This is a genomic window from Bacteroides fragilis NCTC 9343 (assembly GCF_000025985.1).
Taxonomy (GTDB): Bacteria; Bacteroidota; Bacteroidia; order Bacteroidales; family Bacteroidaceae; genus Bacteroides; species Bacteroides fragilis.
The window spans coordinates 2,246,204-2,272,736 of the sequence record NC_003228.3; the positions used below are offsets into that span (position 1 = coordinate 2,246,204).

Consider the following 26,533-nt stretch of genomic DNA (forward strand, 5'->3'; position numbering starts at 1 on the left):
AACCACTTCATGATTGTATCTTATTTTAAAACTACTGATAAAATTATTTATTTTTTTACCTTTTTATTTAACCTCTTTTGGGTTAGTATGCCCCTTGCTTCAAATGTTTTTATAGTATAAAGGAATTAAAAGTGTAAGAATGTTCGGATTTTAAAAAAACAGACCTTTAATTATATATTTATCTTTAAAAACAATTGAGTATGAAAATGATTTTAAATTTTTCTGAATGTATTATTAGTTTTTTCTCGTTATGTTTATTGTGTGTTGTCTTCTCTTGCGATGAAATGGATATTGACCAAGGTCCTCCAACTTCCGTTACGCGTAATCTGATGACATCAGATGGTCCCGGTTTTAAGATCGATACAGTTACGTACGATAAAATTCCGGCTGAATATGCCCGGAAAATATTGTCTCTTGAAGAACCTACTTCAGTTGTAACTGATAAGAGCAAGCGCTCTTTCAGAGTGAATGAGCTTTTTCAAATTAGAAAAGCAAATGATCAATTGCTTTCAATTACCAGCTATTCCGCCAAGACGGTTTATGATCTCACACTTGAAGTCTATGTAGAAGGTGGTTCCCAGTATGTTCCTATTGCTTATCTGGACTCCATACCGGGATTCTCACAATTTGAGTTTAAGCCATCGTTGATCAATGGAAATTTCATATATAAAAAGGATAACGGTGTGGATACTCTGTCCCTTTCGAGCCTGAACGAAAAGAGAATGAAATTTCGTTTACTTAGCGATGATAAGCATTTTGAAATGCTTTCTAAAATAGATGCGGAGTGGAATATTTCTTTTTCAAATTATGATTGGAAACCGGGGTATGAAAGTGGTTCATGGCGAGAGTTGAGTGCCATCTATGCACGTGAGTGGGTGGTCATTATTACAAATTATGCCTATATGATGACTACTCCCGAGTATGCTTTTATCATGAGAAATTTTAGTAAGATATTTGGTGGAGAACTTTATGATAATAACCGTGTTAAGTTCACACCGGAAAAGTATTTATCAGAAGAAAAACGTTTCAAACAACCGCATAACTTTGTTTGTGGACGATCTAAACCCTCTGTTGGCGGTTTGGGCGGAGGAAACGTGTGGGGAGTAACTCACTGGAATTATTATGGTCATTATGCTTCTTTTAGCGGTTGGGAATCAATTACACATGAATTTATGCACTGTATGGGATATGGTCATTCTAGTAACATGACTTATGCTTCCGGTGGAGTGGGATGGACCGAGTTCATGTGGCAACTACATACTTATTTGAGAGGGAATGATTGGCTGCCATATACGGATCGGAATCTGTTAGGTTTTCATAAGCCGGAAAACGCGAAATATCGTGATGGTGGAATTGACCCTGATAAACTGAATGATAATAAGATTCTGCAGTTTTATAATAAAAGTAAAGTTACCCAATATTTTTTAGCTAATCCGTTGTCTAAATAAGTAATAACCATGAATAATGATTAAAGGTCTGTTTCTGATTATAATTCATCTTCTTTACTATTATTGCTTTTTTATTGTTGGTGTTTTTTTAAGGTAAAACATATGGGTGGCTATGATTAAAAAAAGTGATAAGAAAAATGTGAAAAAATGTATAAGAACGAATTTTAATTTTTATCTTTGTCCAAATTTGTATGCGATGCTTGTCCCAACCATGACCACCGAAGAGGTGTGTAAAGAAATAAAGAATGACTATCCGGCTTTTTATGAAAAAATGTTGGATAATAAGGCTAGTAACTACCGAAAGTTTATTAAAGCTGTCCTATTTCCGGTTATACATCAGTTTTCATGGAAATCGTCATCGGGTAATATGTGGAATGTGATAATGTTGGCTCGTTATCGTAATGAGAGAAAATGTCCCGGTATTGTCCCTTACCTTAAATATGAAAATTGGGGTATGGGAATTATTTATCCTAAAAATATATATAGTAATCTGTCTATAATTGACTTTAAACCTCATTTTTGGAAAAGGTATCGGGAGCGTCAGCTAATACCCAACGGCTTAGAAGGGATTTCTTTTGATGAACAAATAAAATATTTCTTTTTAAATAGCGGTCTCTTTACTTTTGATTTCAGAGAAGGCTCTAATAAAGGACATGAGGGTTTTGTCGGGTATACTAAGACCGGAATTTTCTTTGGTGTCGTAATAAAAGAGTTGGATTATCTCTGTGTCAAAACTTATGTGTCTGCTAATATGCTTTTTGATAATCAGATAGAAAGCTTGGATAGCGCTGATGAGTTAAGAGAGAAGATATTGTCGCATCCGGACTATTTTCAGAAAAGAGGGAAACTCTTTCATATCATGAATGACTCTTCTTTTTGGATGGATGAGACGATACGTTAAGCAGCCTTTTTCTTTCACAATATTTCTCTCAAATTATATGCGGAACAGTACAATTTTCCAGGTAGGTTATGTATCGGATTCTATCTAAAGTGCTTGTTCCGTCTTACGAAAGTTCAGCTATATTGTTTTCGTTGACATGCAGTTGGGTAAGTACAATTAATGCTTATAATCTGATTGATGTCAGTGGTATAATGCCCTGATAGCTGTTTTTGTTTAAGCTTCCAATTCCTCCCTGTACCTTGAATCGCTAATTTGACGAGTCGGCTGTGTTTACCGTTTATCTTATCTATTGTTTGTTGAAGACGTTTACGTTTCTCGCGATCTACTGAATCAAACAGTCCCAATTGGGTGCTATCGGTTATTTCGGTGATAATAACTCCGGCTTTCTTATATTGATAGCCTTGCATGAAAATCGTTTTTAGCCCGGCCAGTGCATAATGTACAATTTCTAATGTGTCATTGGTCGGTACTGGAAGATGTACAACTGTATTCCTCCAATATTGTGGTGAATCTTTACGGAAGTTATTTGTATGGATGAATACCATTAGTGACATTGCATAGCCTTTCTGTTGTCGGAGTTTCTTTGCGCATGTAGAAGCGTGAGTGGCGATTGCTTCCGACATTGTATCGATGTCCTCCACCATCTTGCCGAATGACCGACTTGTACATATCTGCTTTTTGGCCGGTGGTGTGGTTTCCATATCAATACAGGAAATGCCTTGAAGTTCTTTCCAGGTCCTTTCTCCGACTACAGTCATGTTCTTACGCACCCAAGATTCGGGCAACTCGGTAAAGTCATAGGCTGTTTTGACTCCCTGCTTTTCTAACTTGGCAACTTGCCGGTGACCGATCCCCCAGATGTCTCCAATTTCAGTAAGCTGCAGAGCCTTGGTGCGCTTTTCTTCTGTATCGATGATACATAAACGATTGTAAGCAGGATATTTCTTTGCAAATTTATTGGCGACCTTTGCGAGTGTTTTGGTTGGGGCGATACCCAAACTAACAGGTATGCCGGTTCCGCGGATTACTTTGTTTATGATGTCTGTTCCGAGTGACTGAATATCCCGAATCCCTTCCAGGTTAAGAAATGCTTCGTCTATACTGTATACTTCCATTTCCGGCACTTGTTCTGCCAGTATGGACATCACGCGTCCGGACATGCCGCCGTATAGCGTATAGTTCGATGAAAAGACAGATATACCATATTTCTGAATATCATCTTTGATCTGATAAGCCGGAACTCCCATTTTAATCCCCAATGCTTTCGCTTCGTTACTTCTGGCAATAACACATCCGTCGTTATTACTTAAAACAACGATCGGCTTACCGTTCAAAGCCGGATTGAACACTCTCTCGCAACTTGCGTAGAAGTTATTGCAGTCCATTAGTCCAAACATTATCTTTTTCTCCTGTTCTTTTTGATGGTATAGGTCACTATTCCCCAGACGATAAATTCATTCTCCTTTGTTACTTTAATCAAGGAGTATTTCGGATTCGCCGGTATTAACCAGACGGCATTAGGTTCAATTCGTACCCGCTTTACAGTAAAATCTCCATCAATAAAACACACGGCAAGGTCGTCATCCTGTAATTCCAGTGATTTGTCGATGACCAGAATGTCTCCTTCTTCTATGCCTTCATCCCGCATCGAATCGCCTACTACACGTCCAAAGAATGTACTGGCCGGATGTTTGATTAGCTCTTTATTCAGATCTATGGCTTGCTCCATATAGTCTTGTGCCGGTGACGGGAAACCGGCCCGTATACCTTCATCGGCGTATGGGATCGGCAAACTGCTGGATACGTCAATCTTATGTATTTCAATTCTCTTCATAACATTTTTTCATTTTATAGGTGCTTATGAACAAACAACCGGACTATTTGATTCGTGAGGTTAGATTTTTTAAGCGTTTTGTCTTTCTCCTTTTTCCATTCAAGAGAAATCTCCCAGTCTTAGGAAGATTGATGTGCTTATCAGGAATTTATAATTGCTTCCAGCTTTCTTATTGCATACTTTTGTATCGTAAGCTTACATTAACTTTAATTAAAAAAACAGGAATATTATGGCTATCTTAAATTCAAACAATGCGGATGTTCTATGTACTACCATTGCAGTAGGTTTTATTCACCAATCAATTGTTAAAAGAAACCCGCAAAGGACGCAGCTTATATATGAACAAAAAACGTTAGCTCAAGAAAGTGAGGAGATGCCTATGTCAGAAAGACAGAGGATCACTAAAGAAAATGCACAAATTAGTTGTAAAAATGCGAAAACCGTTCAAGAACATAAGGAAATCCAAACACTATTGGCTAAAGTGGGATGTCATGTAGATATAAAAGAAGCACTTCCGCAATCTCAATTGCCTTTTATCGGTGCTAAACATGGTGGAATGACGATAGATGAGTTCAGTCAATGGGCAAAAGACTTTAAGGTTGTTGTAGATCAATTACAAAAAGTTGCTGGAACTCCTCTTCGTGGAGCATATATAGGAGGGCTATATAAGATAGTAGAGAAAACTATATCTTTTATAGGAGCTTCAAAATTAGAAATCTATCCTCCCCATTATAGAGAAATTGACACTTACGAACAAGAAAAAATTAGTACTGCTTACAAAGATGCGGCTAAAACTACTAATCAATCTTTAGAGTGCATAAGAAAAGTAGGTGAACAATTTAAGTCATTAAGGCACTACATCCCTGCAGGATATTTAAGTGGCGAAAAAACTCCAGATACTGTTACTAAAGAACTCTTAGAATCTTTAGGTATTTTAGATGGAAAGTTTTTATTCAAAAGTAATCATGGGATGACTCAGGCTATAATGCAATTTGGAAATACTATGAATAAAGGGCAGGAGATGTGTGTTGAGTTTGCTTTGAGTTCCGGAACTTCTAAGATTGGTTCGTGCATTCCGTGTAGTATTTTTATGGAAGCTTCAGGTATGCCTGCTACTGCTACTCATTTGGGGTGTGGAGATAACTGGAGTATACCAAATTTGGAGAGACAACAGGGGCATATGTTGGTTAGGCGTTGGCAAGAATACGTAAATAGCTGCTATAATAAAGGGTGTGAACTATTAAGACCTAAATATAGTACATTATTGGCAACATTGGGTACAATTAACACTGGAATTTTACCAGATGTGTTCCTTGAAGCTTTAACATATGAAAAACCATTTATAGAGAGAATGATGAATACGCTCAAACAAGTGTAGATGTCCCTTATTAGAATTATAAGGGATAAATAGAAAGGGCTTCTAAATCCTCCTCTGAGGTAGAAGCCCTTCAACACAAAAACTAAACTAGACTTAACTAAACTATTCTATTCTTGGAAGTTTCACAACTTCCGTTCTGTTTGTTACAAAGATAGATATTTTTTGTTTATGTATAAATAATAATCGACAAATACTCACATTTTACCGATAAATCAGCTACAAATCCTTTCAACTTCGCTCATCGAGGAATGTTTGGAAAGTCTGCTTGTAGCTATCGCTGACGGGGATATAGGTCTTATCAAATACGATACGCCCGCGGTCGATGATGCGTATTTTGTCTTTCTGGACGATGAAAGAACGATGTACACGCATAAAGCGGGCGGGGGGAAGCAACTCTTCCATGGACTTCATGCTCATAAGTGACAAAATGGGTTTGGGGGCATCTTCGGTGTAGATTTTGATGTAATCCTTCAAACCCTCTATATATAATATCTTTTTGAGTTCTACCTGCACCAGTTTATAGTCACTTTTGACAAAAATACTGTCTACTTCTTCGGGCTTCTGGACCAGTTCGAACCATTGCAACGCCTTGTTGGCTGCCTGCAGGAAGTCAACATACGAGATGGGTTTGAGTAGGTAGTCGAGTGCGTTGACCCGGTATCCGTCGATGGCATATTGACCGAAAGCAGTAGTGAACACAATACGGGTACGAGGGGCTACCATTTTAGAGAATTCCAGACCGTTGAGTTCCGGCATCTGAATGTCAAGGAACAACAGGTCGATCTGGTTCCCGGGAAGTTCTTTCATGGCCTGTACGGCACTGGAATACTTTCCCGCCAGTTCGAGAAAAGGTGTTTTGTTGACATAACTCTCCAGCAGACTGAGTGCCAGAGGTTCGTCGTCGACTATGGCGCAACGTAATTTCACGGCTATGGATGATTAAATATTAATAATTTCGATATATATTCTTTGCCATCCGGGGAGATGGCTTTATCCCATTGATAACGTCCGGGATAAGAGAGTTCGAGGCGCTTCCTTACCTGTTCGAGCCCGATACCCGATCCGCTTTTATCCGTGTTGGTTTTGGGATGATAACTATTGCGTATCTCACACCGGATCTCCTCTTTGTTTTCAGAGATGAGGATGTGGATGAAACTCAGTTCGGTGGGGGAGATGCCGTGTTTAAAGGCATTCTCTATCAGTGAAATGAAGATCAGTGGAGCAATCTCCGTCCGGCTATCCGGCTGTATGTCGAATTGTGTAATGACCTCTACATTTCCCGAAAGACGGATGCGCATCAGTTCGATGTAGTTGCGAATGAAGTCTACCTCTTTACAAAGGGGTACATAGTTCTGCTGATTGTCATAGAGCACATAGCGTAGCAACTTGCTGAGCTCCTGCACGGCCTGCTGCGCCTTGTCGCTGTCAAAGGCGATGAGTGCATAAATATTATTCAGCGTGTTGAGCAGGAAATGCGGGTTAAGTTGGTTTCGCAAGTTCTTCAACTCTGCTTCGGTGCGACTTTTCTCCGCTTCACGACGGGCGGCTTCAGCTTGTCCCCAACGGGCACTCATGCGGATGGCCGCACTCAGTCCGATGGTGAAGATGAGGCTTAGAATGTCTCTTACGAAAAAAATCCATCCGGGAGGCATGTGCGGCTTCTTAAGAGTGGGAGCCGGGGCATTCAGGCTTTGCCAGATATGCAGCAGCAGTCCGATGAGGCAGACCAATAAGATGTTGTAGATGATGTATTTATTCTTCTGTTCCCGGAAGAGGAGATGAGGAACGAGGAGGAAATAGTTTAAATAGAATACGGTGACAAAAGAGAGGGGTACGGCAGAATGACGCAGATAGGCATGCCAATTGATACTGTCTCCTGTACGATCGATGAAGAAGAACGGGAAACCGAACACAATCCCCCAACTGATGATGTGTATCAGGATTTCCAGAGGACGGCGGGCTGATGTCAGAGATTGTTTCATGGGAACAAAGATAATAATTTTAGTTTACCACAAGGGCACAGAGACAGAGTTTCTGTCATCCTATCCGGTATACATCAAGGAATTCTTTCTGCCTCTGTGCTCTCTGTGGTGAACAAGTAAACTGATGATGGCTTATTCGTATCGGATTGCCTCGATCGGATCGAGGTCGGCGGCTTTCTTGGCCGGATACCATCCGAAGAATACTCCGGTGACGGTACAAACCGCAAACGACAGGAATACGCTCCAGGGTTGGATGAAGATGGGCCAATGGGCGACACTTTTCACAACCCAGCTGGCACCGCAGCCGATGATTACTCCGATAAGGCCTCCGGTGATGCTGATCAGGATGGCTTCTATCAGGAATTGGCTCAGGATGTCGACGCCACGTGCACCGACCGACATGCGCAGACCGATCTCACGGGTACGCTCTGTGACGCTGACGTACATGATATTCATGATGCCGATGCCGCCTACTACGAGCGATATGCCGGCAATGCAGGCGAGCAGTGTGGTCATCAGGTCGGTGGTAGAGTTGAGCATGCTGCTCAATTCCTGCTGGCTCCGGATGGTGAAATCATCGTCATCCGCCTCTTTCAACTTGTGATTGCGGCGGAGAAGTTCGGTAATCTCTTCCGTAGCATTGTCCGTCATGTCTTCCGAAAGGGCAGAAGCGTAGATACCTTGCAGATAGGTCTGTGCCAGCAGACGCTTCATCACGGTGGTGTAGGGTGCCAGTACGATGTCGTCCTGGTCCATACCCATAGAGTTGTATCCCTTGGATTTCAGTACGCCTACTACACGGAACGGTATTTTGCTGAACCGGACAATGCGTCCTACAGGATCTTCTCCATCGGGGAAAAGATTGTCTACAATGGTTTTTCCTATCACGCATACCTTGGCGCTCGACTGGATATCGGCTTCGCTGAACATCTCTCCATTGTCTATCGAGAGCTGTCGAATTTCCAGATACTCCGTTCCCACGCCATTCACGGATGACGGATAGTTGTTGTTGCCTGCAATCAACTGCCCGGAACTGGAAACATTAGGACTGACCGCAGCCAGAAAGCTGGTTTCATCCCGCAATGTTTCGTAGTCGGTCAGTTTCAGTGTCTGCATGGCACTGGGGTCCTGGCGAACACCTCCGCGCATGTCTGCTCCCGGATGAATCATAATCATATTGGAGCCCATCTCGGAGATTTGTGCCTGGATACTTTTCTTTGATCCCTGGCCGATGGCGAGCATGGTGATGACGGATGCCACACCGATGATGATCCCCAGCATCGTAAGGAACGCGCGCAACTTGTTGTTATTCAAGGCGCGCAAAGCTATTTTAAATAAATTGGTTCCGTTCATAATAATCTGTCTGTTATTCTTCTTGTACCGGCAGAGCGGCCAGTGCTTCGGCTGCGGAAAGAATGTCCGGGTTAGTGCTGTCTTCCTTGACTTGTCCGTCGCGCAACACGATGTTACGGCTGCTGTATTGGGCTATTTCCGGATTGTGCGTTACAAATATGATTGTGCGGCCTTCGGCATGCAGTTTCTGAAACAGTACCAGGATCTCGAACGAAGTGCGTGTATCCAGGTTACCGGTTGCCTCGTCCGCAAGGATGACTGCCGGATTATTGACCAACGCACGGGCGATGGCTACACGTTGCATCTGTCCGCCGGACATCTGATTGGATTTGTGTTCCAACCGTTCGCCCAGTCCTACGGCTTGCAGCGCCTCAATGGCGCGCCGCCGCCGTTCGGAAGCGCTGACTCCCGAATTATACATCAGCGGGAGTTCTACATTTTCCACAGCAGTCGTCTTTGGCAGCAGATTGTAACTTTGGAAGACAAAGCCTATCTTTCGGTTGCGCAATATGGCACGCTGAGGTTTGCTCATGGTACGTACCGAGATTCCATCCAGCAGATATTCTCCGCTGGTAGGTGTGTCGAGGCAACCCAGCGTATTCAGTAGCGTTGATTTGCCCGAACCGGACGTACCCATAATGGTGACAAACTCTCCTTCGGTGATGGTGAACGAAACCCCGCGCAATGCGTGAACGGTTTCGTCTCCCACCTGGAAGTTACGTTTGATATTCTGAAGTTCGATGACTGTTTTGTTCATACTTATTTTCCTTTCTTCTTGCTGCCCGGATGGCTAGGCATAAACGGACTTTGTTCTCCTCCGCCTTCCTGTCCGCCTTCAGGCGATACATTGCCGCCCGGCATATTTCCAATGGTGGCTTCGGTGACAACTACCATGCCTTCGGAAGCACCTTGGGTGATTTCCGTATTGATGCCGTTAGTGATCCCTATCTGCACGGGGTGTGCCGTGAAAGTATTTCCTTCACGTGTCCATATTTTATGTTCGCCCTCACAGTCCTTCACTATGTCATTATCGCCGATCAGGGGTTTCTCCGGTGTGAAGCGGAGTGCACGTGCCGGTACAGAGAGCACGTCCTTTCTGTCCAGTGTGTAGATCGTGACATTAGCCGTCAGGCGGGGTTTCAGTTTCAGGTCCGGGTTATGGGCGGAGATCACTACTTCGTATGTGACTACGGTAGTAGACGAGCTGCTGGTGCTGGTACTGCTTGCGTCTCCCAGACGGATTTGGGTCACTATTCCTTCGAAAACATCGTTCGGATAGGCATCTACGGTAAATGTGGCCCGTTGTCCTTCTTCCACGCCGCCTATATCGGCTTCATCTACGTCGGCCACTACCTGCATCTGGGTCAGGTCGGCTGCGATGGTAAACAAAGTCGGTGTCTCGAATCCGGAAGCCACCGTTTGTCCTTCTTCCACATCCCGGCTGATGACAACGCCATCGATCGGAGAAGTAATGGTGGCATAGGACAGGTTGCGTTCTGCCTTGGCCAGTGAAGCCTGGCTGCTTTCGAACGAGCTTTTGGCCTTCTCGTAGTTGTAGAGCGATTGCTCGTAATCGGTATCGCTGATCAGCCCCTTTTCGTGCAACCCTTTGTTGCGCTCATAGTTCTTCTTTTGGTATTCGTATTCCGCCTTTGCACCACTGTAGGTGGCACGTTGAGAGGCGAGTTCACTTTGCAGTGTCACACGGTCCATCTCAGCGATAAGTTGTCCCTTGGTCACTGCCGCGTTATAGTCCACATAGATTTTGTCGATAATTCCGGATACCTGTGTACCGACTTCTACTTCTGTTACCGGTTCGATAGTTCCTGTGGCGGTTACCGACTCCGATATCTCGCCTTTGCTTACGGTTGCCGTGGCATAGGTCACTTTGTGCTTGGCCGTAGAACCGCCAAAGAGCCAAACCCCTCCGCCTGCCAGTATGGCGAGGCTTACGGCAATAAGAATGATCTTTTTCTTCTTCATATCGTTATAACGTTAAATGTTTTATTCCTTTATTGTCTACAGTGTTATCTTATCTCCCTGGTAGAACTTCAGCAATTGTGTATTCAGAATAGCCATGTACTTAGACTGTAACAGCTCTTGCTGTGCCTGTAGCAGATTGTTTTTTTCGGTCAGAAGCTCCACGGTATTTTTCATTCCGACATTAAATTGCTCGCTGACCAGTTCATAGCTGGTCTGTGTGCTGTGCAATTTCTCTATGGCTGCCGCATATCGCTGCTGGGCGCTGTTGGCGTCGAGCCATAGTCCTTCGATGGTTTTATACAATGTTTTCTGTTCGTCGAGCAGAGTCAGTTGACTGGTCTGATACTGAAGTTTGGCTTTTTCTACGGCACTTTTGGTCTGTCGGTTGTTAAAGATTGGGACACTGATGCTGAGTCCGATGGAGTTGTTCCATCCGTTTTTCACTTGCTCGCCGAAGGTGAAGTCGCTTCCGCTGGTATGGTTGGTACCGATACCGGCTGTCAGGCTGACGCTGGGCAGATATCCCGATTTGGCGATTCCGATCCCCAGTTCCGATGCCTCTACACTGAGCTTGCTTGCCTCTATTTCCGGGCGGAGGGCCACAGCGGAACGAAAGACATCCGTTTTGGTGGGGAGGGGCGACAGTACATTTTCGTCACCCAATGCAGGCAGATAGACCTGCATTTCCTGTTCGCCGTCCAGTTCGAGGAGTTGCTTCAGTTGCAACTTATAGTCCTGAAGTGTGGCCTGTGCGGTCACCAGTTGATAGCGGTCGGTGCTGACTTGGGCTTCCAACTGGGCATAGTCGCTCCGGGCAATGCTTCCCGCATCCAGCAGTTGTTTGCCACGGTCCCGTTGGGCTTCGGATACTTGCAGGGTGTTTTCGTTCACCTTGACTGATTCGGCAGCATAGAGAATCTGAATATATACCTGGGCGATCGATTGCTCGATATCATTTTCCGAAGTGGCTACATCGAGGTCTGCCACGCGGTTGTTAAGCTTCTCCTGTTCGATTGTTTTCAGGCGTTTACTGCCGTTATATACGGTCCATTGCGCGTTCAGTCCGTAGTTTCCGTTGTAGGTGGTCTTGTTGCTGCTCTTCAGTACTTCCGAGCCACTGATAATGCTGCTGGACTCTTGGTAGGGACGGTTCACCAGATTTTGGCTGCTGGAGAACGAGAGGCTGGGGAAGAGGGCCGCTTTGGCTGTCTTTACGTCCACCTGTGTGCTCTGCGCATTGATCCGGTTACGACGGATGCTGATGTTTTGCTGCAAGGCATAGTCGATGCAGCTCTGCAGATCCCATTGCGCGGGCATGGATACCGAGTCGGCGGTTTGCGTTGTTCCGGTAGCTTCCGTCTGTTGTGCCCACAATCCGTTGCCGGGCAAGATAGCTGCCAGGCAGACTGTTATTAGGGTGATTCTTTTTACGTTCGTCATACTCTTGCTTCTTTTTATTTTATAGAAACAAAAGTACGCTGCAATAGAAAGATGTGCAAAAGCGATAGACGGGAGGGGAGGTTTTGTCGCTAAAGGCAGGTTTTATGTCGATAAGTGGAGCTGCCGATATTGCCTATGAACTGAACGATCGGACGAAAATAGGGTATAGCTATCCCGGCCGGATGGCTACACCCTTTGCTCCTTAAGGCTACACCCTAAGGTCTCTGTGGCTACACCTTCCCATACTTAAAATCCGATTAGTGGATATACCTATGCAAAGAGTGTATTATGGCAGTTTCATATTTTAATTTATATATATAAGGTATAAAGGGTGTAAGCAAGCTTCGGGGGCATAAGAATAGTTTATTTTATTCGTTTCATCAACATTTTTAAGACTATCTTTGTTATTTATTACATAAACGCTAATTTTGAGATGTTATAAACCCTGTATTATGAAGAATACACTGCTCCACATCTGGAATTTCTATGTAGAAGGCTTTCGAAGCATGACCCTGGGACGTACCCTGTGGCTCATTATACTTGTGAAACTCTTTATCATGTTCTTCATTCTCCGCCTGTTTTTCTTCCCCAACTTTCTGAGCAGCCAGCCCACCGATAAGGACAAGGGAGAATACGTTGCGGGCGAACTTATAGAACGCGGGCAATAGACGACTGACGTTTAACTCTAACTACTAATGATATGATTGAAAGTATTGACACTTCACTGATTGACTGGTCGAGAGCCCAATTTGCTCTGACAGCCATGTATCACTGGATCTTCGTGCCTCTCACGCTTGGTTTGGCGGTTGTTATGGCCATTATGGAGACCCTTTATTATAAAACAGGCAATGAATTCTGGAAACGAACGGCTAAATTCTGGATGAAACTTTTCGGTATCAATTTTGCCGTGGGAGTGGCCACCGGGCTGATCCTGGAGTTTGAGTTCGGAACCAATTGGAGTAACTATTCCTGGTTTGTAGGCGATATTTTCGGTGCACCTCTTGCAATTGAAGGTATTTTGGCTTTCTTTATGGAGGCCACGTTTATTGCTGTCATGTTCTTTGGATGGGACAAGGTGAGCAAGAGATTCCACCTCATTTCAACCTGGCTCACGGGCTTGGGAGCTACGATTTCTGCTTGGTGGATTCTGGTTGCCAATGCGTGGATGCAGCATCCGGTAGGCATGCAGTTCAATCCTGACACCGTACGCAACGAGATGGTCGACTTTATGGCTGTTGCGTTTTCGCCGGTGGCTGTTAATAAGTTCTTTCATACGGTACTTTCAAGTTGGGTGCTCGGAGCTGTTTTTGTGATTGGCATCAGTTGCTGGTTCCTGCTGAAGAAGCGTGATAAGGAATTTGCGGTGGCGAGCATCAAGATAGGTGCAGTCTTCGGGCTGGTGGCTTCTTTGCTGACGGTGTGGACCGGTGATGGTTCCGGTTATGCCATCGCACAGACACAGCCGATGAAACTGGCTGCTGTGGAGGGCTATTACGAAGGACAAAATGGTGCCGGACTGGTGGCTGTCGGACTTTTGAACCCGGAGAAGAAAACCTATGATGACGGTCAGGACCCGTTCCTCTTCCGTATCGAGATTCCGAAAATGCTTTCGCTGCTGGCCGAACGTAAGGTGGATGCCTTTGTGCCGGGTATAAAAAATATTATTGAGGGAGGATATGAACTGAAAGACGGTACAAAAGCTCTTTCGGCTGCCGAGAAGATAGAAAAAGGCAAGAAAGCGATTGCTGCCCTGGCCACTTATCGTACGGCTAAAAAAGAAGGTGATGAAGCTGCCGCCAAGGAGGCTTATACCACTTTGCAGGAAAATGTGCCTTATTTTGGTTATGGCTATATTAAAGATGTAAATCAGTTGGTACCTAATGTACCGCTTAACTTTTACGCTTTTCGCGTGATGGTGATCCTGGGCGGATATTTCATTCTGTTTTTCATCCTGGTGCTTTTCTTTGCCTATAAGAAAGATTTGTCGAAGATAAGATGGATGCAGTACGTTGCTCTGTGGACCATTCCGTTGGCTTATATTGCCGGACAAGCCGGTTGGGTGGTGGCCGAATGTGGTCGTCAGCCGTGGGCGATACGGGATATGCTTCCTACGTCTGTGTCTATCTCTAAGCTCGATGTGGGCTCTGTGCAGACCACTTTCTTTATTTTCCTCGTTTTGTTTACCGTGATGTTGATTGCTGAAATTGGCATTATGGTCCGTGAGATCAAGAAAGGACCGACGGTTAATCATTAGTCACGAACCAATAATTATTTAAACTATGGGTACATACATTTTTCTACAACAATATTGGTGGCTGGTAGTCTCACTACTCGGGGCCATACTCGTATTTTTACTGTTTGTGCAGGGTGGCAACTCTCTGCTGTTTTGTTTGGGCAAAACCGAAGAGCATCGTAAGATGATGGTAAACTCTACCGGACGCAAATGGGAATTTACATTTACCACGCTGGTCACTTTCGGTGGCGCTTTCTTTGCTTCGTTTCCTCTGTTTTATAGTACCAGTTTCGGGGGGGCCTACTGGCTGTGGATGATTATTCTTTTCAGTTTTGTGTTGCAAGCTGTCAGTTATGAATTTCAGAGTAAAGCGGGCAACTTGTTGGGAAAGAAGACCTACCAGACTTTTCTGGTGATTAACGGTGTGGTGGGACCCTTGCTCTTGGGAGGCGCTGTGGCCACTTTCTTTACCGGTTCGGATTTCTATATCAATAAGGGGAATATGGTGAACGAAGTGATGCCTGTGATCAGTCATTGGGGCAACGGTTGGCACGGACTGGATGCGCTGACCAATATCTGGAATGTGATTCTGGGATTGGCCGTGTTCTTCCTGGCGCGTGTTTTGGGAGCTCTTTACTTTATCAATAATATCGCTGATAAAGAGTTGGTCGCCAAATGTCGTCGTTCGTTGATAGCCAATACGGTCCTGTTCCTGGTGTTCTTCCTGGCATTCGTGATTCGCACTTTGCTGGCCGATGGATATGCTGTCAATCCGGAAACAAAAGAGATCTACATGGAGCCTTATAAATACTTCAATAATTTTATTGAAATGCCGGTGGTGCTTATCGTGTTCCTTGTGGGAGTCGTGCTGGTGTTGTTTGGCATTGGCAAAACCCTGCTGAAAAAAACGTTTGATAAAGGAATCTGGTTTGTGGGTATCGGTACGGTGCTGACTGTTCTGGCACTGCTGCTGACAGCCGGATATAACAATACGGCTTATTATCCGTCGAATACGGACATACAAAGTTCGCTGACCCTTGCCAATAGTTGTTCCAGCCAGTTCACGCTCAAGACCATGGCCTATGTTTCTATCCTCGTTCCGTTTGTCATCGCCTACATTTTCTATGCTTGGCGCAGCATCGACAACCGGAAGATCGATGCCAAGGAAATGGACGAAGGCGGACATGCTTATTGAGATTCTTGTCGGATAAAGGTATAAGGTATCAGAATTTTATTATTTTTGCAGTAATGCTTATCTGTTTTTGGAGAAACAAAGGCAGATAAGCATTTTTTATATCAGTAATTAAACAGACATACTATGAAACGAGTATTTGTATTTCAGGACTTTAAGTCCCAGAAATTTTGGAGCATCGATGTCCGGGGCACTGACGTAATAGTGAATTACGGTAAGTTGGGGACGGATGGACAAACACAGGTGAAGAATTTTTCGTCGGCAGGGGAAGCCGAAAAAGCTGCCGGTAAGCTGATAGCGGAAAAAACGAAAAAAGGATATGTGGAGACCTTGGAAGAGGTTGCCAAAGAAATGAAAGTGGAAGCCAAAAAGTATGCGTTGAGCTATGACGAAGCGGAAGAGGGCGTAAACTTGATGGACAAGATATTGAAAGACAAAAAACTGCCGTCACTCAAGCAGATCACGATAGGCTGCTGGGGATATGAAGGGGAAGACTGCTCGGACATTGCCGATGGCATTGTGGAGAATAAAGAGAAGTTCGCCCATTTCGAAGGTCTGTTTTGGGGGGATATAGATTTTGAGGAACAGGAGATTTCCTGGATTGAGCAAGTCGATTTGAGCCCGGTGCTGGATGCGATGCCTCTGCTGAATAACCTTAAAATCAAAGGAACGAATAATCTGAGCATTGGTAAGAAACCGCGTCCGAACTTGAAGTCACTTGAAATTATCAGTGGCGGCCTGCCCGATTCGGTGGTGGAAGATATCCTGGGTTCCGATCTGCCGAATCTTGAAAAGCTGGTTCTCTATGTAGGAGTGGAGGATTATGGGTTTGATGGCGATATGAATGTATTCAGACCTCTGTTCTCTAAAGACCGTTTCCCTAACCTGAAATGGCTGGGCATTGTCGATGCCGAAGAGCAGAATGTGGTTGTAGAGATGTTTCTTGAATCGGATATCCTGCCGCAACTGGAAACAATGGATATTTCCGCCGGTGTGTTGACGGATGAAGGGGCACGGCTATTGCTGGATCATGTGGATAAAATCAAGCATCTGAAGTTTATCAATATGAAATACAATTATCTGAGCGACGAGATGAAGAAAGAGTTGCAGAAATCGCTGCCCATGAAGATAGATGTTTCCGACTCACAGGAATACGATGACGATTACAGTTACCCGATGATTACGGAGTGAGCGGATGAGAATACTTGTTGCCAGTAACTCGACTTCCAAGCGTACGGACTATTTTATCAAAGCGGGTAGAAGCCTTGGGGCGGACACCTGCTTTGTCACTTATGACGAGTTGTCGGCCGTTCTTCCCGATTGTCGCGATACGGTTGTAAAGCTGGAGCCTCCGGTGTTTCGGGAGGCGGACTTTCGGAAATACAATTTGCTCTGCGAGGAGTATAGAAGTCTGTTGTCCCGACTGGCCGATACGGATAAGTCGGAAAGTGTACACTTTCTGAATGAACCGGCTGCAATTCTTTGTGCACTCGATAAAGTGTATACTCAGCGGAAACTGACCGGGGCCGGCCTGAAAACAACTCCGTTGCTTTCGGATGCGCTTAGCACATTTGATGATTTGGCCGCCATACTTTGCCGGCAGAAGAGGGGAGGATTTCTGAAGCCCCGTTATGGTTCCGGGGCCGGTGGGATTATGGCTGTCAGGTATAATCATCGCCGGGATGAATGGGTGGCTTATACGACGATGTCCTGGGAAGGAGGGCGCGTTTGTAATGCGAAACGTATCTGCAGGCTGACGAACCGGAAAGAGATTGCCACATTGGCGGAAGAGGTCATACGGTGTGGGGCTGTCCTTGAAGAATGGATGGCAAAGGAAAAGCTGGAAGGTGAGAATTATGACTTGCGTGTTGTCTGCAGGGGGGATGAAGTCGATTATGTAGTGGTGCGTTGCAGTGACGGTGCCATAACTAATCTTCACCTGAACAATAAAGCGAGGCTGTTCGAAGAACTTTCGTTGGCTCCTTCCGTTCGTGAAGAGCTTTTCTGCCGGAGCATCACTGCCATGAAGGCCTTGGGGCTGCGATATGCGGGCATAGACGTGTTGATAGCCCGGAATACGGACACACCTTATATTATAGAGGTCAATGGGCAGGGAGACCATATCTATCAGGATATGTTTACGGAAAATAAGATATATGCCAATCAGATAAAAACGATAGAATCACTTTTCAATGGAAATAGATGAATTACCCTCCGGCACGCAGGATCAGAAGCCGGACATAGATATGAATGAAATTGTGGGTACGCATGATATACTGATGCTCTGTTTCGATACTTTGCGTTATGACGTCAGCGTGGCCGAAGAAGCCTCCGGGGGGACTCCTGTACTGAATAGCTGTGGCAACGGTTGGGAGAAACGGCATGCTCCCGGTAATTTCACTTATCCGTCTCACTTCGCTATTTTCGCAGGATTCTTGCCGTCACCCGCCGAGCCGCATATGTTGCGTAACCGAAAGTGGCTCTTTTTTCCCTTTCAGGCCGGTACGGGACGTATACCTCCCGAAGGCAGCTATGCTTTCAAAGAGGCTACGTTCGTACAGAGTCTGGCTCAGGTAGGTTATGAAACAATCTGCATCGGAGGAGTCAACTTTTTCAGTAAGCGGAATGATATAGGAAGGGTATTTCCCGGCTATTTCAATAAGAGTTATTGGTTGCCGACTTTCGGTTGCACGGATAAGAACAGTGCTGCCAATCAGGTGGACTTTGCCGTCGACAAACTGGAAAAGTATCCGGCGGACCGGAAAGTATTTATGTATATCAATTTTTCGGCGATTCATTATCCGAACTGCCACTACGTGGAGGGAAAAAAGAAAGACGATAAAGAGTCGCATGCGGCAGCCCTACGGTATGTCGACAGTCAGCTGCCCCGCCTGTTCGAGGCTTTCAGGAGGCGCTCGGACACGTTGGTCATTGCCCTGTCCGATCACGGGACCTGTTACGGTGAAGATGGTTACGAGTATCATTGCATTTCTCACGAAAAAGTATATACGGTGCCTTATAAACACTTTATTCTCAGAAAATGAACGAACAACAGCAGATTTCACGATATGTCAGCTATATGTACAGTTATCCGCATAAGACGGCTTACCGTACGTTGACTCCTCCGGTCTCTCTTTCTCCTTATCTTGAACGGCTGGAAGGAAGGGAGGCTAGTTTATATTTCCACATACCTTTCTGTGCCCATAAGTGTGGCTATTGCAATCTTTTTTCACAGCAGTGTTGCGATGCGGAGCGCATTTCATTGTATCTCCACACGATGCGCCGCCAGGCCGAACAGCTGTCTGTGGCGGCACAAGGCCTGAAGTTTACTTCGTTTGCCGTCGGAGGGGGTACTCCGCTTATTTTGGATGAAGGACAGTTGGAAGAGTTGTTCTGCCTGGCCGAACTGTTCGGTGTGCATCCTTCCCGGGTGTTTACTTCTGTCGAGACTTCACCGGAATATACGCAAAAGAGTGTTTTGAGGCAGTTGCGGGCGAGAGGAGTGGAGCGGTTGAGCATGGGGGTGCAGAGTTTCAATGAGACGGAGTTGAAGAAACTGAAAAGAAGACCCGGACTCGGTACAGTAGTCGGTGCACTCGAAAATATTGTGGAGGCAGGTTTTCCTCAGTTTAACCTCGACCTGATTTATGGTATCGAGGGACAGACGGTAGAGAGCTTTATGCGCTCTCTGAACACTGCACTTACTTATCGGCCCAACGAGTTGTTTATTTATCCTCTTTATGTCCGGCCGGGTACACGCATCGATGTACGTTCGACGGATGACATAGGTTATGCTATCTACAAATCTGCCCGTGAGTTACTGGTAGGGCAAGGATTTGTACAAACGTCCATGCGCCGTTTTGTCAGGCGCGAAACAACGGAAACGGAATTTTCGTGTGGTGACGAAGTGATGCTTTCCTGCGGGGCGGGAGGCCGGAGTTATTTGGGAAACTTACACTATGCCACTCCCTATGCTGTACGTCAGCAGGCAATAGCCGATGAAATAGACCATTATATCCGGACTACCGATTTTATGACTGCCGCTAATGGTTTCTTGCTTTCCACAGAAGAGATGCAAATCAGATTCATTATAAAGAACCTGATGTATCACCGGGGAGTGGACTTGGCGGAGTATGAAAAACGTTTTGGTGAGAAGCCGGACCGGAATCTTTTCCGGGAGTTCACAGATCGTGGATGGATTGAAGAGACTGGCCGGATAGTGCGTCTCACGGAGGAAGGAATGGCTTATTCCGATTACATCGGACAGGCATTTATTTCACCTGCCGTGAGGAAACTGATGTCCGAATATGTATATCCCTGATCCGAATAGAACGATGTCCTCTTTGAGTACTGTCCGGAGTATCTATTATAGAGGTAGTCTGGAGCATTGCAATTATACGTGTTCGTATTGTCCGTTCGGCAGAAAGTCTGTGTCTGCCGATACGACAGAAGATCAGGAAGCATTGGACCGCTTTATTTCCCGTATCGGCGGGTGGAAATACGGTTCATTACGTATCCTGATTATTCCTTATGGGGAAGCGATGATACATCGCTACTATAGAGAGGGCATCATGCGCCTGGCCGCTATGCCCCATGTGATTGGAGTCTCTTGCCAGACCAATTTGTCCTTTTCGGTATCCCGTTTTTTAGATGAGGCTGAGGCGGAGCAGGCAGATGTGTCTAAGTTCAGGTTTTGGGCGAGCTATCACCCGGAGATGGTTGGGGTAGGGGAGTTTGCATCCAAAGTAGAGATGCTTCGTGCGGCCGGCATCGGGGTATGTGCAGGGGCAGTCGGTGATCCTTCGGCAAAGGAACAAATCCGGAAACTGAGACAGCTGCTGGATCCGTCGGTTTACCTGTTTGTGAATGCCATGCAGGGATTGCGGAAGCCGCTGTCGGAAGAGGATATCCGTTTCTTTGGTGAAATAGACAATCTGTTCGATTATGACCGGAGAAATGCAAAGGCGTGCTTGGACGGCTGTGTGGGAGGTAGGGAAACACTTTTTATCGACCGGAAAGGGGATATGTATGCTTGCCCGAGAAGTGGGATACGGATGGGAAACTTTTACGATGACTCCACTTCGGATTTTCAGCCCTTCTGCCTTCGTAAAGTTTGTGATTGTTACATTGCTTTCAGTAATTTGTGCGATACGCCCTTGAGGAGAATGATGGGGGATGGGGCTTTGTGGCGCATACCGGAAAGGAAGAAGGTGGAAGCTGTCTTCTTTGATGTGGATGGTACGCTGACGGATGCTCAGGGACGGATTCCGGACCGTACGGTTTCGGTATTGGAGTATATGGCTAAGCGTTTGCCTTTATATCTGAGTACTGCTTTACCGGTGTCGCATGCTAAAAAACGGCTTGGCAATGTGTTCGGCCTGTTCTCGGGCGGAGTTTTTGCGGACGGAGGTCTGTTATGCTACGGGGAAACTATCGAATGTGTTCCGATTGCAAATCCTATGACTGCCGGTTTTCCGGGTTGCAGGGTGACCCGTTATACCCGGGAGGGGAAAGTCTTTAAATATGCTGTGCTTGCACCGAATACCCGGGAAGCTGTCCGGTGGCTGACCGAATTGGATGAAGAGGCGTATCAATTGTATCAGGAGGGACGATTGCTGACGGTGGTAGACAGTAAAGCCAGTAAGAAGAACGGTCTGATTACTCTGTGTGCTCGATTGGGGATTTCTCTTAGGGAGGTTTTGGTAGTAGGCAATACGATGCATGATTGGCCGATGATGTCCGTAGCCGGCTATTCTTGTGCCGTGATGGATGCGGAAGAAAAGTTGAGGAAACTATCGGGATATGTTCTGAACCCCGATAGTATTCCTGTATTTTTTGATATCTGACTTTATTTGGCCACGTTGTTCACAGGCTTGCCGCCGATATAGGCTTTCAGGTTGTCGACCAGGATAGCCATCAGGCGCTCGCGGGCAGCCGAAGTAGCCCAGGCTATATGTGGGGTGATGAAGCAGTTTCTGGCAGTCAGCAAAGGATTGTCGGCACGGGGTGGCTCGGTGGAGAGCACATCCAGTCCGGCGGCATAGATTTTGTAATTATTCAGAGCTTCTGCCAGGTCATGCTCGTTGACCAGCGGACCACGGCTGGTATTGATTAAAATGGCATTGGGCTTCATCAGTTCTAGGCGACGGGTGTTAACCAGGTCACGTGTTGATTCCGTCAGTGGGCAATGCAGGCTGACAATATCACATTCGCGGAAAATCTGGTCGAGTTCTGCTTTTCGGATTTCAGGAGGCAGTTGGAGACGTGATTTAGATGTATAAGCCCACACTTTCATACCAAATCCGATAGCGATACGGGCTGTGTTGTATCCGGTTTGTCCCAGGCCGATAAGACCTATCTTCTTTCCCAACAGCTCGATAAGCGGAGTATCCCAGTAACAAAAATCCTGACTCTGAGTCCAGCGTCCTTCACGAACCTCGTCGGCATAATGCTGTACTCGCTGAGTGATGTTCAGGATATGGGCAAAAACCATTTGTCCGACGGAGGGAGTGCTGTAGGCAGGGATATTGGTTACGGTAATGCCACGCTCTTTGGCTGCGGCAACATCAATGATGTTATATCCGGTGGCTATTACGCCAATATACTTCAGGTTGGGCAAGGATGCCATGTGTTCTGCCGTGATCACCACCTTGTTGGTAAGAATCGCTTCTGCATCTTTCGAGCGTTCAAGTACCTCGTCGGGAGCCGTGCGGTCATAGATTTCACACTCACCCAAAGTTCTCAATTCGTCCCAGTTCAGATCTCCGGGGTTGGCGGCATAACCGTCTAAAACTACTATCTTCATAAATTATTAGGTGTTAAGTATTCAGTTTAGATACTTGAATACTGAATGAATAACTTTTTATCTGATAAAACAATTGCAGATGGTTAATAGTTCTTTTCATTTCCCCATAGTTGCTTCATTCGCTCGGCATGTTTTTGTTCTGCCGGATTGTGTTGGGGTTGCCATAGTTGTTTGGCCTTGATTTCATCCGGTAAGAACTGTTGTTTTACAAAGTTGCCTTCGTAATTATGTGCATATTTGTACTCCTGGCCATATCCCAACTGCTTCATCAGCTTGGTGGGAGCGTTGCGCAAGTGTAGGGGAACAGGCAGATTACCGGTTTCGCGTACCAGCGCCAGTGCATCGTTGACGGCATTGTAGGCCGAATTGCTTTTAGGGCTTGTTGCCAGATAAATCGTTGTTTCTGCCAGTGGAATTCTTCCTTCCGGCCAGCCGATTTTCATCAATGTGTCAAAACAGGCATTAGCCAATAACAATGCGTTCGGATTGGCCAGGCCGATATCTTCTGCGGCAGAGATGACCAGGCGCCTGGCGATGAATGCCGGATCTTCGCCTCCTTCTACCATACGGGCCAGCCAATAGATGGCGCCATCAGGGTCACTTCCCCGTATCGATTTGATAAACGCCGAAATAATGTCATAATGCATTTCACCGTCCTTATCGTATGCGAGCGGGTTTTGCTGCAAGCGTTCTGTTACCAGGTCATCAGTGATGATTACGGTTTCTTCTGTTTCCGATTCTACCACGAGTTCCAGTATGTTCAGTAATTTGCGGGCATCGCCTCCCGAAAAGCGAAGCATGGCACCGGTCTCTTTCAATTCGATTTTCCGTTCTTTCAGCACTACGTCGGTAGTAATGGCACGTTGCAGCAATTCCAGTAAATCTTCTTTTTCCAGAGATTTCAGTGTGTAGAGCTGACAGCGGGAAAGGAGCGGACGGATAACTTCGAAAGACGGATTTTCGGTGGTGGCACCTATCAGCGTGACTGTGCCATGTTCGACGGCTCCCAGTAACGAATCTTGTTGGGATTTGCTGAACCTGTGTATTTCATCGATAAACAGGATAGGGCTGGATTGAGTGAAAAACTTATTGCTCTTGGCGCGATCTATCACTTCGCGCACATCTTTCACCCCGGAGGTAACAGCACTCAAAGTGTAGAAGGGAGTTTCCAGCTTATTGGCAATGATCTGGGCCAGTGTGGTCTTACCCACTCCCGGAGGTCCCCAAAGAATAAATGAAGAGATACGCCCTGCGTCAATCATTTTGCGCAGGATAGCACCCGGTCCCACAAGGTGTTTCTGACCGATATAATCATCTAATGTCTTTGGGCGAAGTCTTTCCGCTAATGGCTGCATATATTTGTAATAAATCTGTTATTTTAGTCAATTACCGTTCCGATGACCTGTACGTCTGTAATAGCAGCTTTCTCTCCTGTGAAACTGATACGTACGAAACGTCCTTGTATACCGGGAACAACCTGAATCATCCGAATGTTCTCGTTCTGCTTATTATTGGTTTGATCCGGTATGAGCGACCAGTGTTCTCTGTCCATGGATACCTCTACTTTGTATTGATAAGGGGTTAAATCCGGAAATGCGATTCGGATGTGACGTATCGACAATCCTTTTTCGGTATCCAGTGTCCAGGAACGTTCCGGGTCGTTCTCTGAAGCTTGCCAGTATGTAGATTCGTCTCCGTCGGCTGCAAAAGCGGATGAATGTCCGTTGGCAGACGAACTGCAGAAAGTCGGGTTGTTAGGTCCGAAGGTTTGCAGATTATCCGTTTTTGTCGGAGTTTCGAAGCGTGTATAGGGACGTTCTTTTACTTTGAAGGCCTCTGTATAGGGAGTGCTTCCGGTGAATCGGATTTTTACTTCGGCCGGTTCCAGTCCCGGTGAAGTAGCACGGATAACAGTTTCTCCGGCATAATATGACCGGAATTCAATAGCCGCTTTTCCGTCGAGTATACGGATATCACTCTCTTTTTCAAACAGGATTGAGGTTCCGGTGGGAAACTCTCCCGGGCCGGATAGAATGTCGAGCTTAACTGCCGGAGAATTGCTGACCGGCTTTCCGCTTGCATCCAGGATGGTTATTGATAACATAACATCGTCCGTTCCGTCCGCTTTTATGTTATCAGTCCGGTCGGCAACCAGGCTGATGCGGGCAGGTGTTCCTTCTTGCGGCCATTCCGGAGGGGTAATCCCTTTGTAGGCATTCCGGTACCAGTACCAGGCACGCTTGGGAATCCGGAAGTAATCGATGATGCCCATTTTGCCAAGGGCACTGCCGGCAATGCTTCCGTGGTCGAATGCGCACCAGATGGCTTGTCCGCTACGCCATGGAAAACCGTTCTGTGCATTATTCTTAGCCAGGTCTCCCCATCCCGGATCATATTCTCCCGGACGATCGGCTGTAGTACTGCCATATTCCGAAACTACTGTTGGCATGCCCGGTTGCTGAAACTCCGGAATGTAGCTGCCGTCACCGTTATATCCGGCTATGTCGCCCAACTTATCGATTCGTTTCTCTCCCAGCGGACGCTGCGCACCACCGACAGCTGCCGGGCGGGTAGGATCAAGTTGTTTGGAAAGTTTGACGGTTTCTTCCAGTAGTTTACGCATCGGATTGATTGTCTCGGGTGCTGTGAAAAAAGGCTCGTTACTCATGCTCCATACGATGATGGAAGGATGGTTGCGGTGGATGCGAATCAGCTCTTTCAGTTGGGCTTTTACGCTGTTTTCGAATTCTGCCCTGTCGGATTCGTTTACAGGGTATGCACTGGCATTCCAATAACCGTCTCCTTTGTGTCCTCCGATTCCCCAAAATGCGTTTTCTGCCCAGAATAACATTCCTATTTCATCGCATGCTTGTGAAAAAGCCGGTGAATGGGGGTAGTGCGAGCCTCTTATTAAATCGAAGCCGGCTTCTTTCACTAACCGGATATCTCTTCGCATTCCGGTCTCGGTTACAGCGTCTCCCCATCCGGCATGATCCTGGTGAACATTGGCTCCCTTAAAATAAAGGTGCTCCCCATTCAGGAAAAATCCCCGGTCTGCAGTCCATTCAAACCAGCGGAATCCGAATGCTGTTTCGTAACGGTCTATTAATTCTTGTCCGTGATAGAGTGAGCTTATCACTTTATATAGTGCCGGATGATTGGGATGCCACAGTTGAGGTGCCTGAATTTCTTTGGTTTGTTGTTCAAATGTGTAAGTTGCATTGTCCGGCAGTACTTGGGATGTGGAAACCGAAGACACTTCTTTGCCTTGTGCATCGACGACGGTGGTCAGGAGTCGGTAAGTGTCTGTTTTTCCTGAAGCATTACATACGTCTGTCCGTATGTGGACGCTTCCCGATTTACCTTTGTTCTCTGCCAGGTCCGGGGTTGTGATCCAGGTGCCATACCAATCGATGTAAGTGGGGGGCTTTATTACCAGACGTACGTTCCGGTAGATACCTCCGCTAAATACATGTTCGCCTGCACGCGGGGCAAGGTCAGGGCGCCAACAGTTGTTTACCCGGACGGCTACCAGGTTTTTCCCTTCTTTCAGGTAAGCTGATATGTCGATGGAAAATCCGGTATATCCTCCTTTGTGAGTGCCTGCCAAGTGTCCGTTGACGAAAATCTCTGCTTCTTGAAATACGCCATCGAATTCAAGAAAACTTTTCTTGCCAAGAATCTCTTTTTTTACCGGAAAAGCTTTACGGTACCATCCGTAGCCTACATAAAAGTCCTTCGACATGAAATATGGAGTACTGAAAGAGTGGGGAAGTCCTATTTTCTCCCATTCTGAATCGTCGAACCCCGGTCGGGCAGCATGATCGAAATCCCCCTGACAATATTTCCATCCCCGGTTAAAGTTGATGGTTTGTCGTGGAGAATCTGCCCGGCAAACATTGATTGCGCCACTAAGTAAAAGAAGTACCAACCACAGCTTTATGCCATTGAGGGTATGTAAAGTGAAATTCATCGTATTTAGCT

The 26,533-nt window shown here is 46.0% G+C and carries 22 protein-coding genes; 11 read left to right on the forward strand and 11 right to left on the reverse strand.

All coding sequences use genetic code 11. From position 1 onward, the window contains the following. The first annotated feature begins 200 nt into the window (after positions 1-200). Together BF9343_RS08985 and BF9343_RS08990 are read left to right on the forward strand one after the other, a co-directional pair. Complete coding sequence (locus tag BF9343_RS08985; protein WP_005786888.1) at positions 201-1,448, forward strand: hypothetical protein; 1,248 nt, start codon at positions 201-203, stop codon at positions 1,446-1,448. 112 nt (positions 1,449-1,560) lie between these two features. Then, entirely contained in the window at positions 1,561-2,349 is a 789-nt protein-coding gene (locus BF9343_RS08990; RefSeq protein ID WP_005786892.1) for a hypothetical protein, read from the forward strand. A gap of 113 nt (positions 2,350-2,462) precedes the next feature. Here BF9343_RS08990 and BF9343_RS08995 read toward each other — a convergent pair whose 3' ends face one another. Together BF9343_RS08995 and umuD are read right to left on the reverse strand one after the other, a co-directional pair. Then, positions 2,463-3,746, reverse strand: a complete 1,284-nt coding sequence (locus BF9343_RS08995) for a Y-family DNA polymerase (RefSeq protein WP_010992752.1) — start codon at positions 3,744-3,746, stop codon at positions 2,463-2,465. After that, positions 3,746-4,183 carry a translesion error-prone DNA polymerase V autoproteolytic subunit gene (umuD, locus tag BF9343_RS09000; protein ID WP_005817184.1) on the reverse strand — a complete coding sequence of 146 codons (438 nt, stop codon included), beginning with the start codon at positions 4,181-4,183 and terminating at the stop codon, positions 3,746-3,748. The genes BF9343_RS08995 and umuD overlap by 1 nt, the downstream gene beginning before the upstream one ends. A 229-nt stretch (positions 4,184-4,412) precedes the next feature. On the opposite strand from umuD, the gene BF9343_RS09005 reads away from it, so the two are divergent. Continuing rightward, a complete protein-coding gene (locus BF9343_RS09005) occupies positions 4,413-5,561 on the forward strand; it encodes a hypothetical protein (protein WP_005794799.1) in 1,149 nt (382 codons plus the stop codon). Between the two features lie 228 nt (positions 5,562-5,789). Here the strand turns inward: BF9343_RS09005 and BF9343_RS09010 are convergent, their stop codons facing one another. From BF9343_RS09010 to BF9343_RS09035, 6 genes are all read right to left on the reverse strand, one after another. Further along, a complete protein-coding gene (locus BF9343_RS09010) occupies positions 5,790-6,488 on the reverse strand; it encodes a LytR/AlgR family response regulator transcription factor (protein WP_005817185.1) in 699 nt (232 codons plus the stop codon). Positions 6,489-6,490: 2 nt separating this feature from the next. After that, complete coding sequence (locus BF9343_RS09015) at positions 6,491-7,543, reverse strand: sensor histidine kinase (protein ID WP_005786905.1); 1,053 nt, start codon at positions 7,541-7,543, stop codon at positions 6,491-6,493. A gap of 132 nt (positions 7,544-7,675) precedes the next feature. After that, positions 7,676-8,896, reverse strand: a complete 1,221-nt coding sequence (locus BF9343_RS09020; RefSeq protein WP_005786907.1) for an ABC transporter permease — start codon at positions 8,894-8,896, stop codon at positions 7,676-7,678. Between the two features lie 13 nt (positions 8,897-8,909). Beyond that, on the reverse strand, positions 8,910-9,653 hold the full coding sequence (locus BF9343_RS09025) for an ABC transporter ATP-binding protein (RefSeq protein ID WP_005786909.1): 744 nt from the start codon (positions 9,651-9,653) through the stop codon (positions 8,910-8,912). Between the two features lie 2 nt (positions 9,654-9,655). Further along, a complete protein-coding gene (locus tag BF9343_RS09030; RefSeq protein ID WP_005794794.1) occupies positions 9,656-10,879 on the reverse strand; it encodes an efflux RND transporter periplasmic adaptor subunit in 1,224 nt (407 codons plus the stop codon). Positions 10,880-10,915: 36 nt separating this feature from the next. Then, positions 10,916-12,319, reverse strand: a complete 1,404-nt coding sequence (locus BF9343_RS09035; protein ID WP_010992753.1) for a TolC family protein — start codon at positions 12,317-12,319, stop codon at positions 10,916-10,918. Between the two features lie 452 nt (positions 12,320-12,771). Between BF9343_RS09035 and BF9343_RS09040 the strand changes: the two genes are divergently transcribed. The 8 genes from BF9343_RS09040 (at position 12,772) to BF9343_RS09075 (ending at position 21,590) form a co-directional block, all read left to right on the forward strand. Next, entirely contained in the window at positions 12,772-12,987 is a 216-nt protein-coding gene (locus BF9343_RS09040) for a DUF4492 domain-containing protein (protein WP_005786916.1), read from the forward strand. A gap of 32 nt (positions 12,988-13,019) precedes the next feature. Then, complete coding sequence (locus BF9343_RS09045) at positions 13,020-14,573, forward strand: cytochrome ubiquinol oxidase subunit I (protein ID WP_005786918.1); 1,554 nt, start codon at positions 13,020-13,022, stop codon at positions 14,571-14,573. A gap of 25 nt (positions 14,574-14,598) precedes the next feature. Further along, positions 14,599-15,747 (forward strand): cytochrome d ubiquinol oxidase subunit II, encoded by a 1,149-nt coding sequence (gene cydB / locus BF9343_RS09050; RefSeq protein WP_005786920.1) that lies wholly within the window; start codon positions 14,599-14,601, stop codon positions 15,745-15,747. Between the two features lie 123 nt (positions 15,748-15,870). Beyond that, on the forward strand, positions 15,871-16,935 hold the full coding sequence (locus tag BF9343_RS09055; RefSeq protein ID WP_010992754.1) for an STM4015 family protein: 1,065 nt from the start codon (positions 15,871-15,873) through the stop codon (positions 16,933-16,935). Between the two features lie 4 nt (positions 16,936-16,939). After that, positions 16,940-17,950, forward strand: a complete 1,011-nt coding sequence (locus BF9343_RS09060) for an STM4014 family protein (protein ID WP_005786924.1) — start codon at positions 16,940-16,942, stop codon at positions 17,948-17,950. Next, on the forward strand, positions 17,937-18,788 hold the full coding sequence (locus tag BF9343_RS09065) for an STM4013/SEN3800 family hydrolase (protein WP_005794789.1): 852 nt from the start codon (positions 17,937-17,939) through the stop codon (positions 18,786-18,788). Before BF9343_RS09060 ends, BF9343_RS09065 begins: the two co-directional genes overlap by 14 nt. Next, on the forward strand, positions 18,785-20,065 hold the full coding sequence (locus tag BF9343_RS09070; RefSeq protein ID WP_005818042.1) for an STM4012 family radical SAM protein: 1,281 nt from the start codon (positions 18,785-18,787) through the stop codon (positions 20,063-20,065). The genes BF9343_RS09065 and BF9343_RS09070 overlap by 4 nt, the downstream gene beginning before the upstream one ends. Next, on the forward strand, positions 20,052-21,590 hold the full coding sequence (locus BF9343_RS09075) for an STM4011 family radical SAM protein (RefSeq protein ID WP_041926209.1): 1,539 nt from the start codon (positions 20,052-20,054) through the stop codon (positions 21,588-21,590). Before BF9343_RS09070 ends, BF9343_RS09075 begins: the two co-directional genes overlap by 14 nt. Before the next feature lie 2 nt (positions 21,591-21,592). Here the strand turns inward: BF9343_RS09075 and BF9343_RS09080 are convergent, their stop codons facing one another. From BF9343_RS09080 to BF9343_RS09090, 3 genes are all read right to left on the reverse strand, one after another. Continuing rightward, entirely contained in the window at positions 21,593-22,549 is a 957-nt protein-coding gene (locus tag BF9343_RS09080) for a D-2-hydroxyacid dehydrogenase (RefSeq protein WP_005786931.1), read from the reverse strand. A gap of 83 nt (positions 22,550-22,632) precedes the next feature. Continuing rightward, a complete protein-coding gene (locus BF9343_RS09085) occupies positions 22,633-23,904 on the reverse strand; it encodes a replication-associated recombination protein A (RefSeq protein WP_010992757.1) in 1,272 nt (423 codons plus the stop codon). Positions 23,905-23,927: 23 nt separating this feature from the next. Then, positions 23,928-26,522 (reverse strand): glycoside hydrolase family 2 protein, encoded by a 2,595-nt coding sequence (locus BF9343_RS09090; protein WP_010992758.1) that lies wholly within the window; start codon positions 26,520-26,522, stop codon positions 23,928-23,930. Between the last annotated feature and the right edge of the window lie 11 nt (positions 26,523-26,533).

What these genes read in the sequence shown, in the direction of transcription:
- BF9343_RS08985 (WP_005786888.1), top strand. Translation starts at nt 201, where the DNA reads ATGAAAATGATTTTAAATTTTTCTGAATGTATTATTAGTTTTTTCTCG.
- BF9343_RS08990 (WP_005786892.1), top strand. Translation starts at nt 1,561, where the DNA reads ATGATTAAAAAAAGTGATAAGAAAAATGTGAAAAAATGTATAAGAACG.
- BF9343_RS08995 (WP_010992752.1), bottom strand. Translation starts at nt 3,746, where the DNA reads ATGTTTGGACTAATGGACTGCAATAACTTCTACGCAAGTTGCGAGAGA.
- umuD (WP_005817184.1), bottom strand. Translation starts at nt 4,183, where the DNA reads ATGAAGAGAATTGAAATACATAAGATTGACGTATCCAGCAGTTTGCCG.
- BF9343_RS09005 (WP_005794799.1), top strand. Translation starts at nt 4,413, where the DNA reads ATGGCTATCTTAAATTCAAACAATGCGGATGTTCTATGTACTACCATT.
- BF9343_RS09015 (WP_005786905.1), bottom strand. Translation starts at nt 7,543, where the DNA reads ATGAAACAATCTCTGACATCAGCCCGCCGTCCTCTGGAAATCCTGATA.
- BF9343_RS09020 (WP_005786907.1), bottom strand. Translation starts at nt 8,896, where the DNA reads ATGAACGGAACCAATTTATTTAAAATAGCTTTGCGCGCCTTGAATAAC.
- BF9343_RS09025 (WP_005786909.1), bottom strand. Translation starts at nt 9,653, where the DNA reads ATGAACAAAACAGTCATCGAACTTCAGAATATCAAACGTAACTTCCAG.
- BF9343_RS09030 (WP_005794794.1), bottom strand. Translation starts at nt 10,879, where the DNA reads ATGAAGAAGAAAAAGATCATTCTTATTGCCGTAAGCCTCGCCATACTG.
- BF9343_RS09035 (WP_010992753.1), bottom strand. Translation starts at nt 12,319, where the DNA reads ATGACGAACGTAAAAAGAATCACCCTAATAACAGTCTGCCTGGCAGCT.
- BF9343_RS09040 (WP_005786916.1), top strand. Translation starts at nt 12,772, where the DNA reads ATGAAGAATACACTGCTCCACATCTGGAATTTCTATGTAGAAGGCTTT.
- BF9343_RS09045 (WP_005786918.1), top strand. Translation starts at nt 13,020, where the DNA reads ATGATTGAAAGTATTGACACTTCACTGATTGACTGGTCGAGAGCCCAA.
- cydB (WP_005786920.1), top strand. Translation starts at nt 14,599, where the DNA reads ATGGGTACATACATTTTTCTACAACAATATTGGTGGCTGGTAGTCTCA.
- BF9343_RS09055 (WP_010992754.1), top strand. Translation starts at nt 15,871, where the DNA reads ATGAAACGAGTATTTGTATTTCAGGACTTTAAGTCCCAGAAATTTTGG.
- BF9343_RS09060 (WP_005786924.1), top strand. Translation starts at nt 16,940, where the DNA reads ATGAGAATACTTGTTGCCAGTAACTCGACTTCCAAGCGTACGGACTAT.
- BF9343_RS09065 (WP_005794789.1), top strand. Translation starts at nt 17,937, where the DNA reads ATGGAAATAGATGAATTACCCTCCGGCACGCAGGATCAGAAGCCGGAC.
- BF9343_RS09070 (WP_005818042.1), top strand. Translation starts at nt 18,785, where the DNA reads ATGAACGAACAACAGCAGATTTCACGATATGTCAGCTATATGTACAGT.
- BF9343_RS09075 (WP_041926209.1), top strand. Translation starts at nt 20,052, where the DNA reads ATGTATATCCCTGATCCGAATAGAACGATGTCCTCTTTGAGTACTGTC.
- BF9343_RS09080 (WP_005786931.1), bottom strand. Translation starts at nt 22,549, where the DNA reads ATGAAGATAGTAGTTTTAGACGGTTATGCCGCCAACCCCGGAGATCTG.
- BF9343_RS09085 (WP_010992757.1), bottom strand. Translation starts at nt 23,904, where the DNA reads ATGCAGCCATTAGCGGAAAGACTTCGCCCAAAGACATTAGATGATTAT.
- BF9343_RS09090 (WP_010992758.1), bottom strand. Translation starts at nt 26,522, where the DNA reads ATGAATTTCACTTTACATACCCTCAATGGCATAAAGCTGTGGTTGGTA.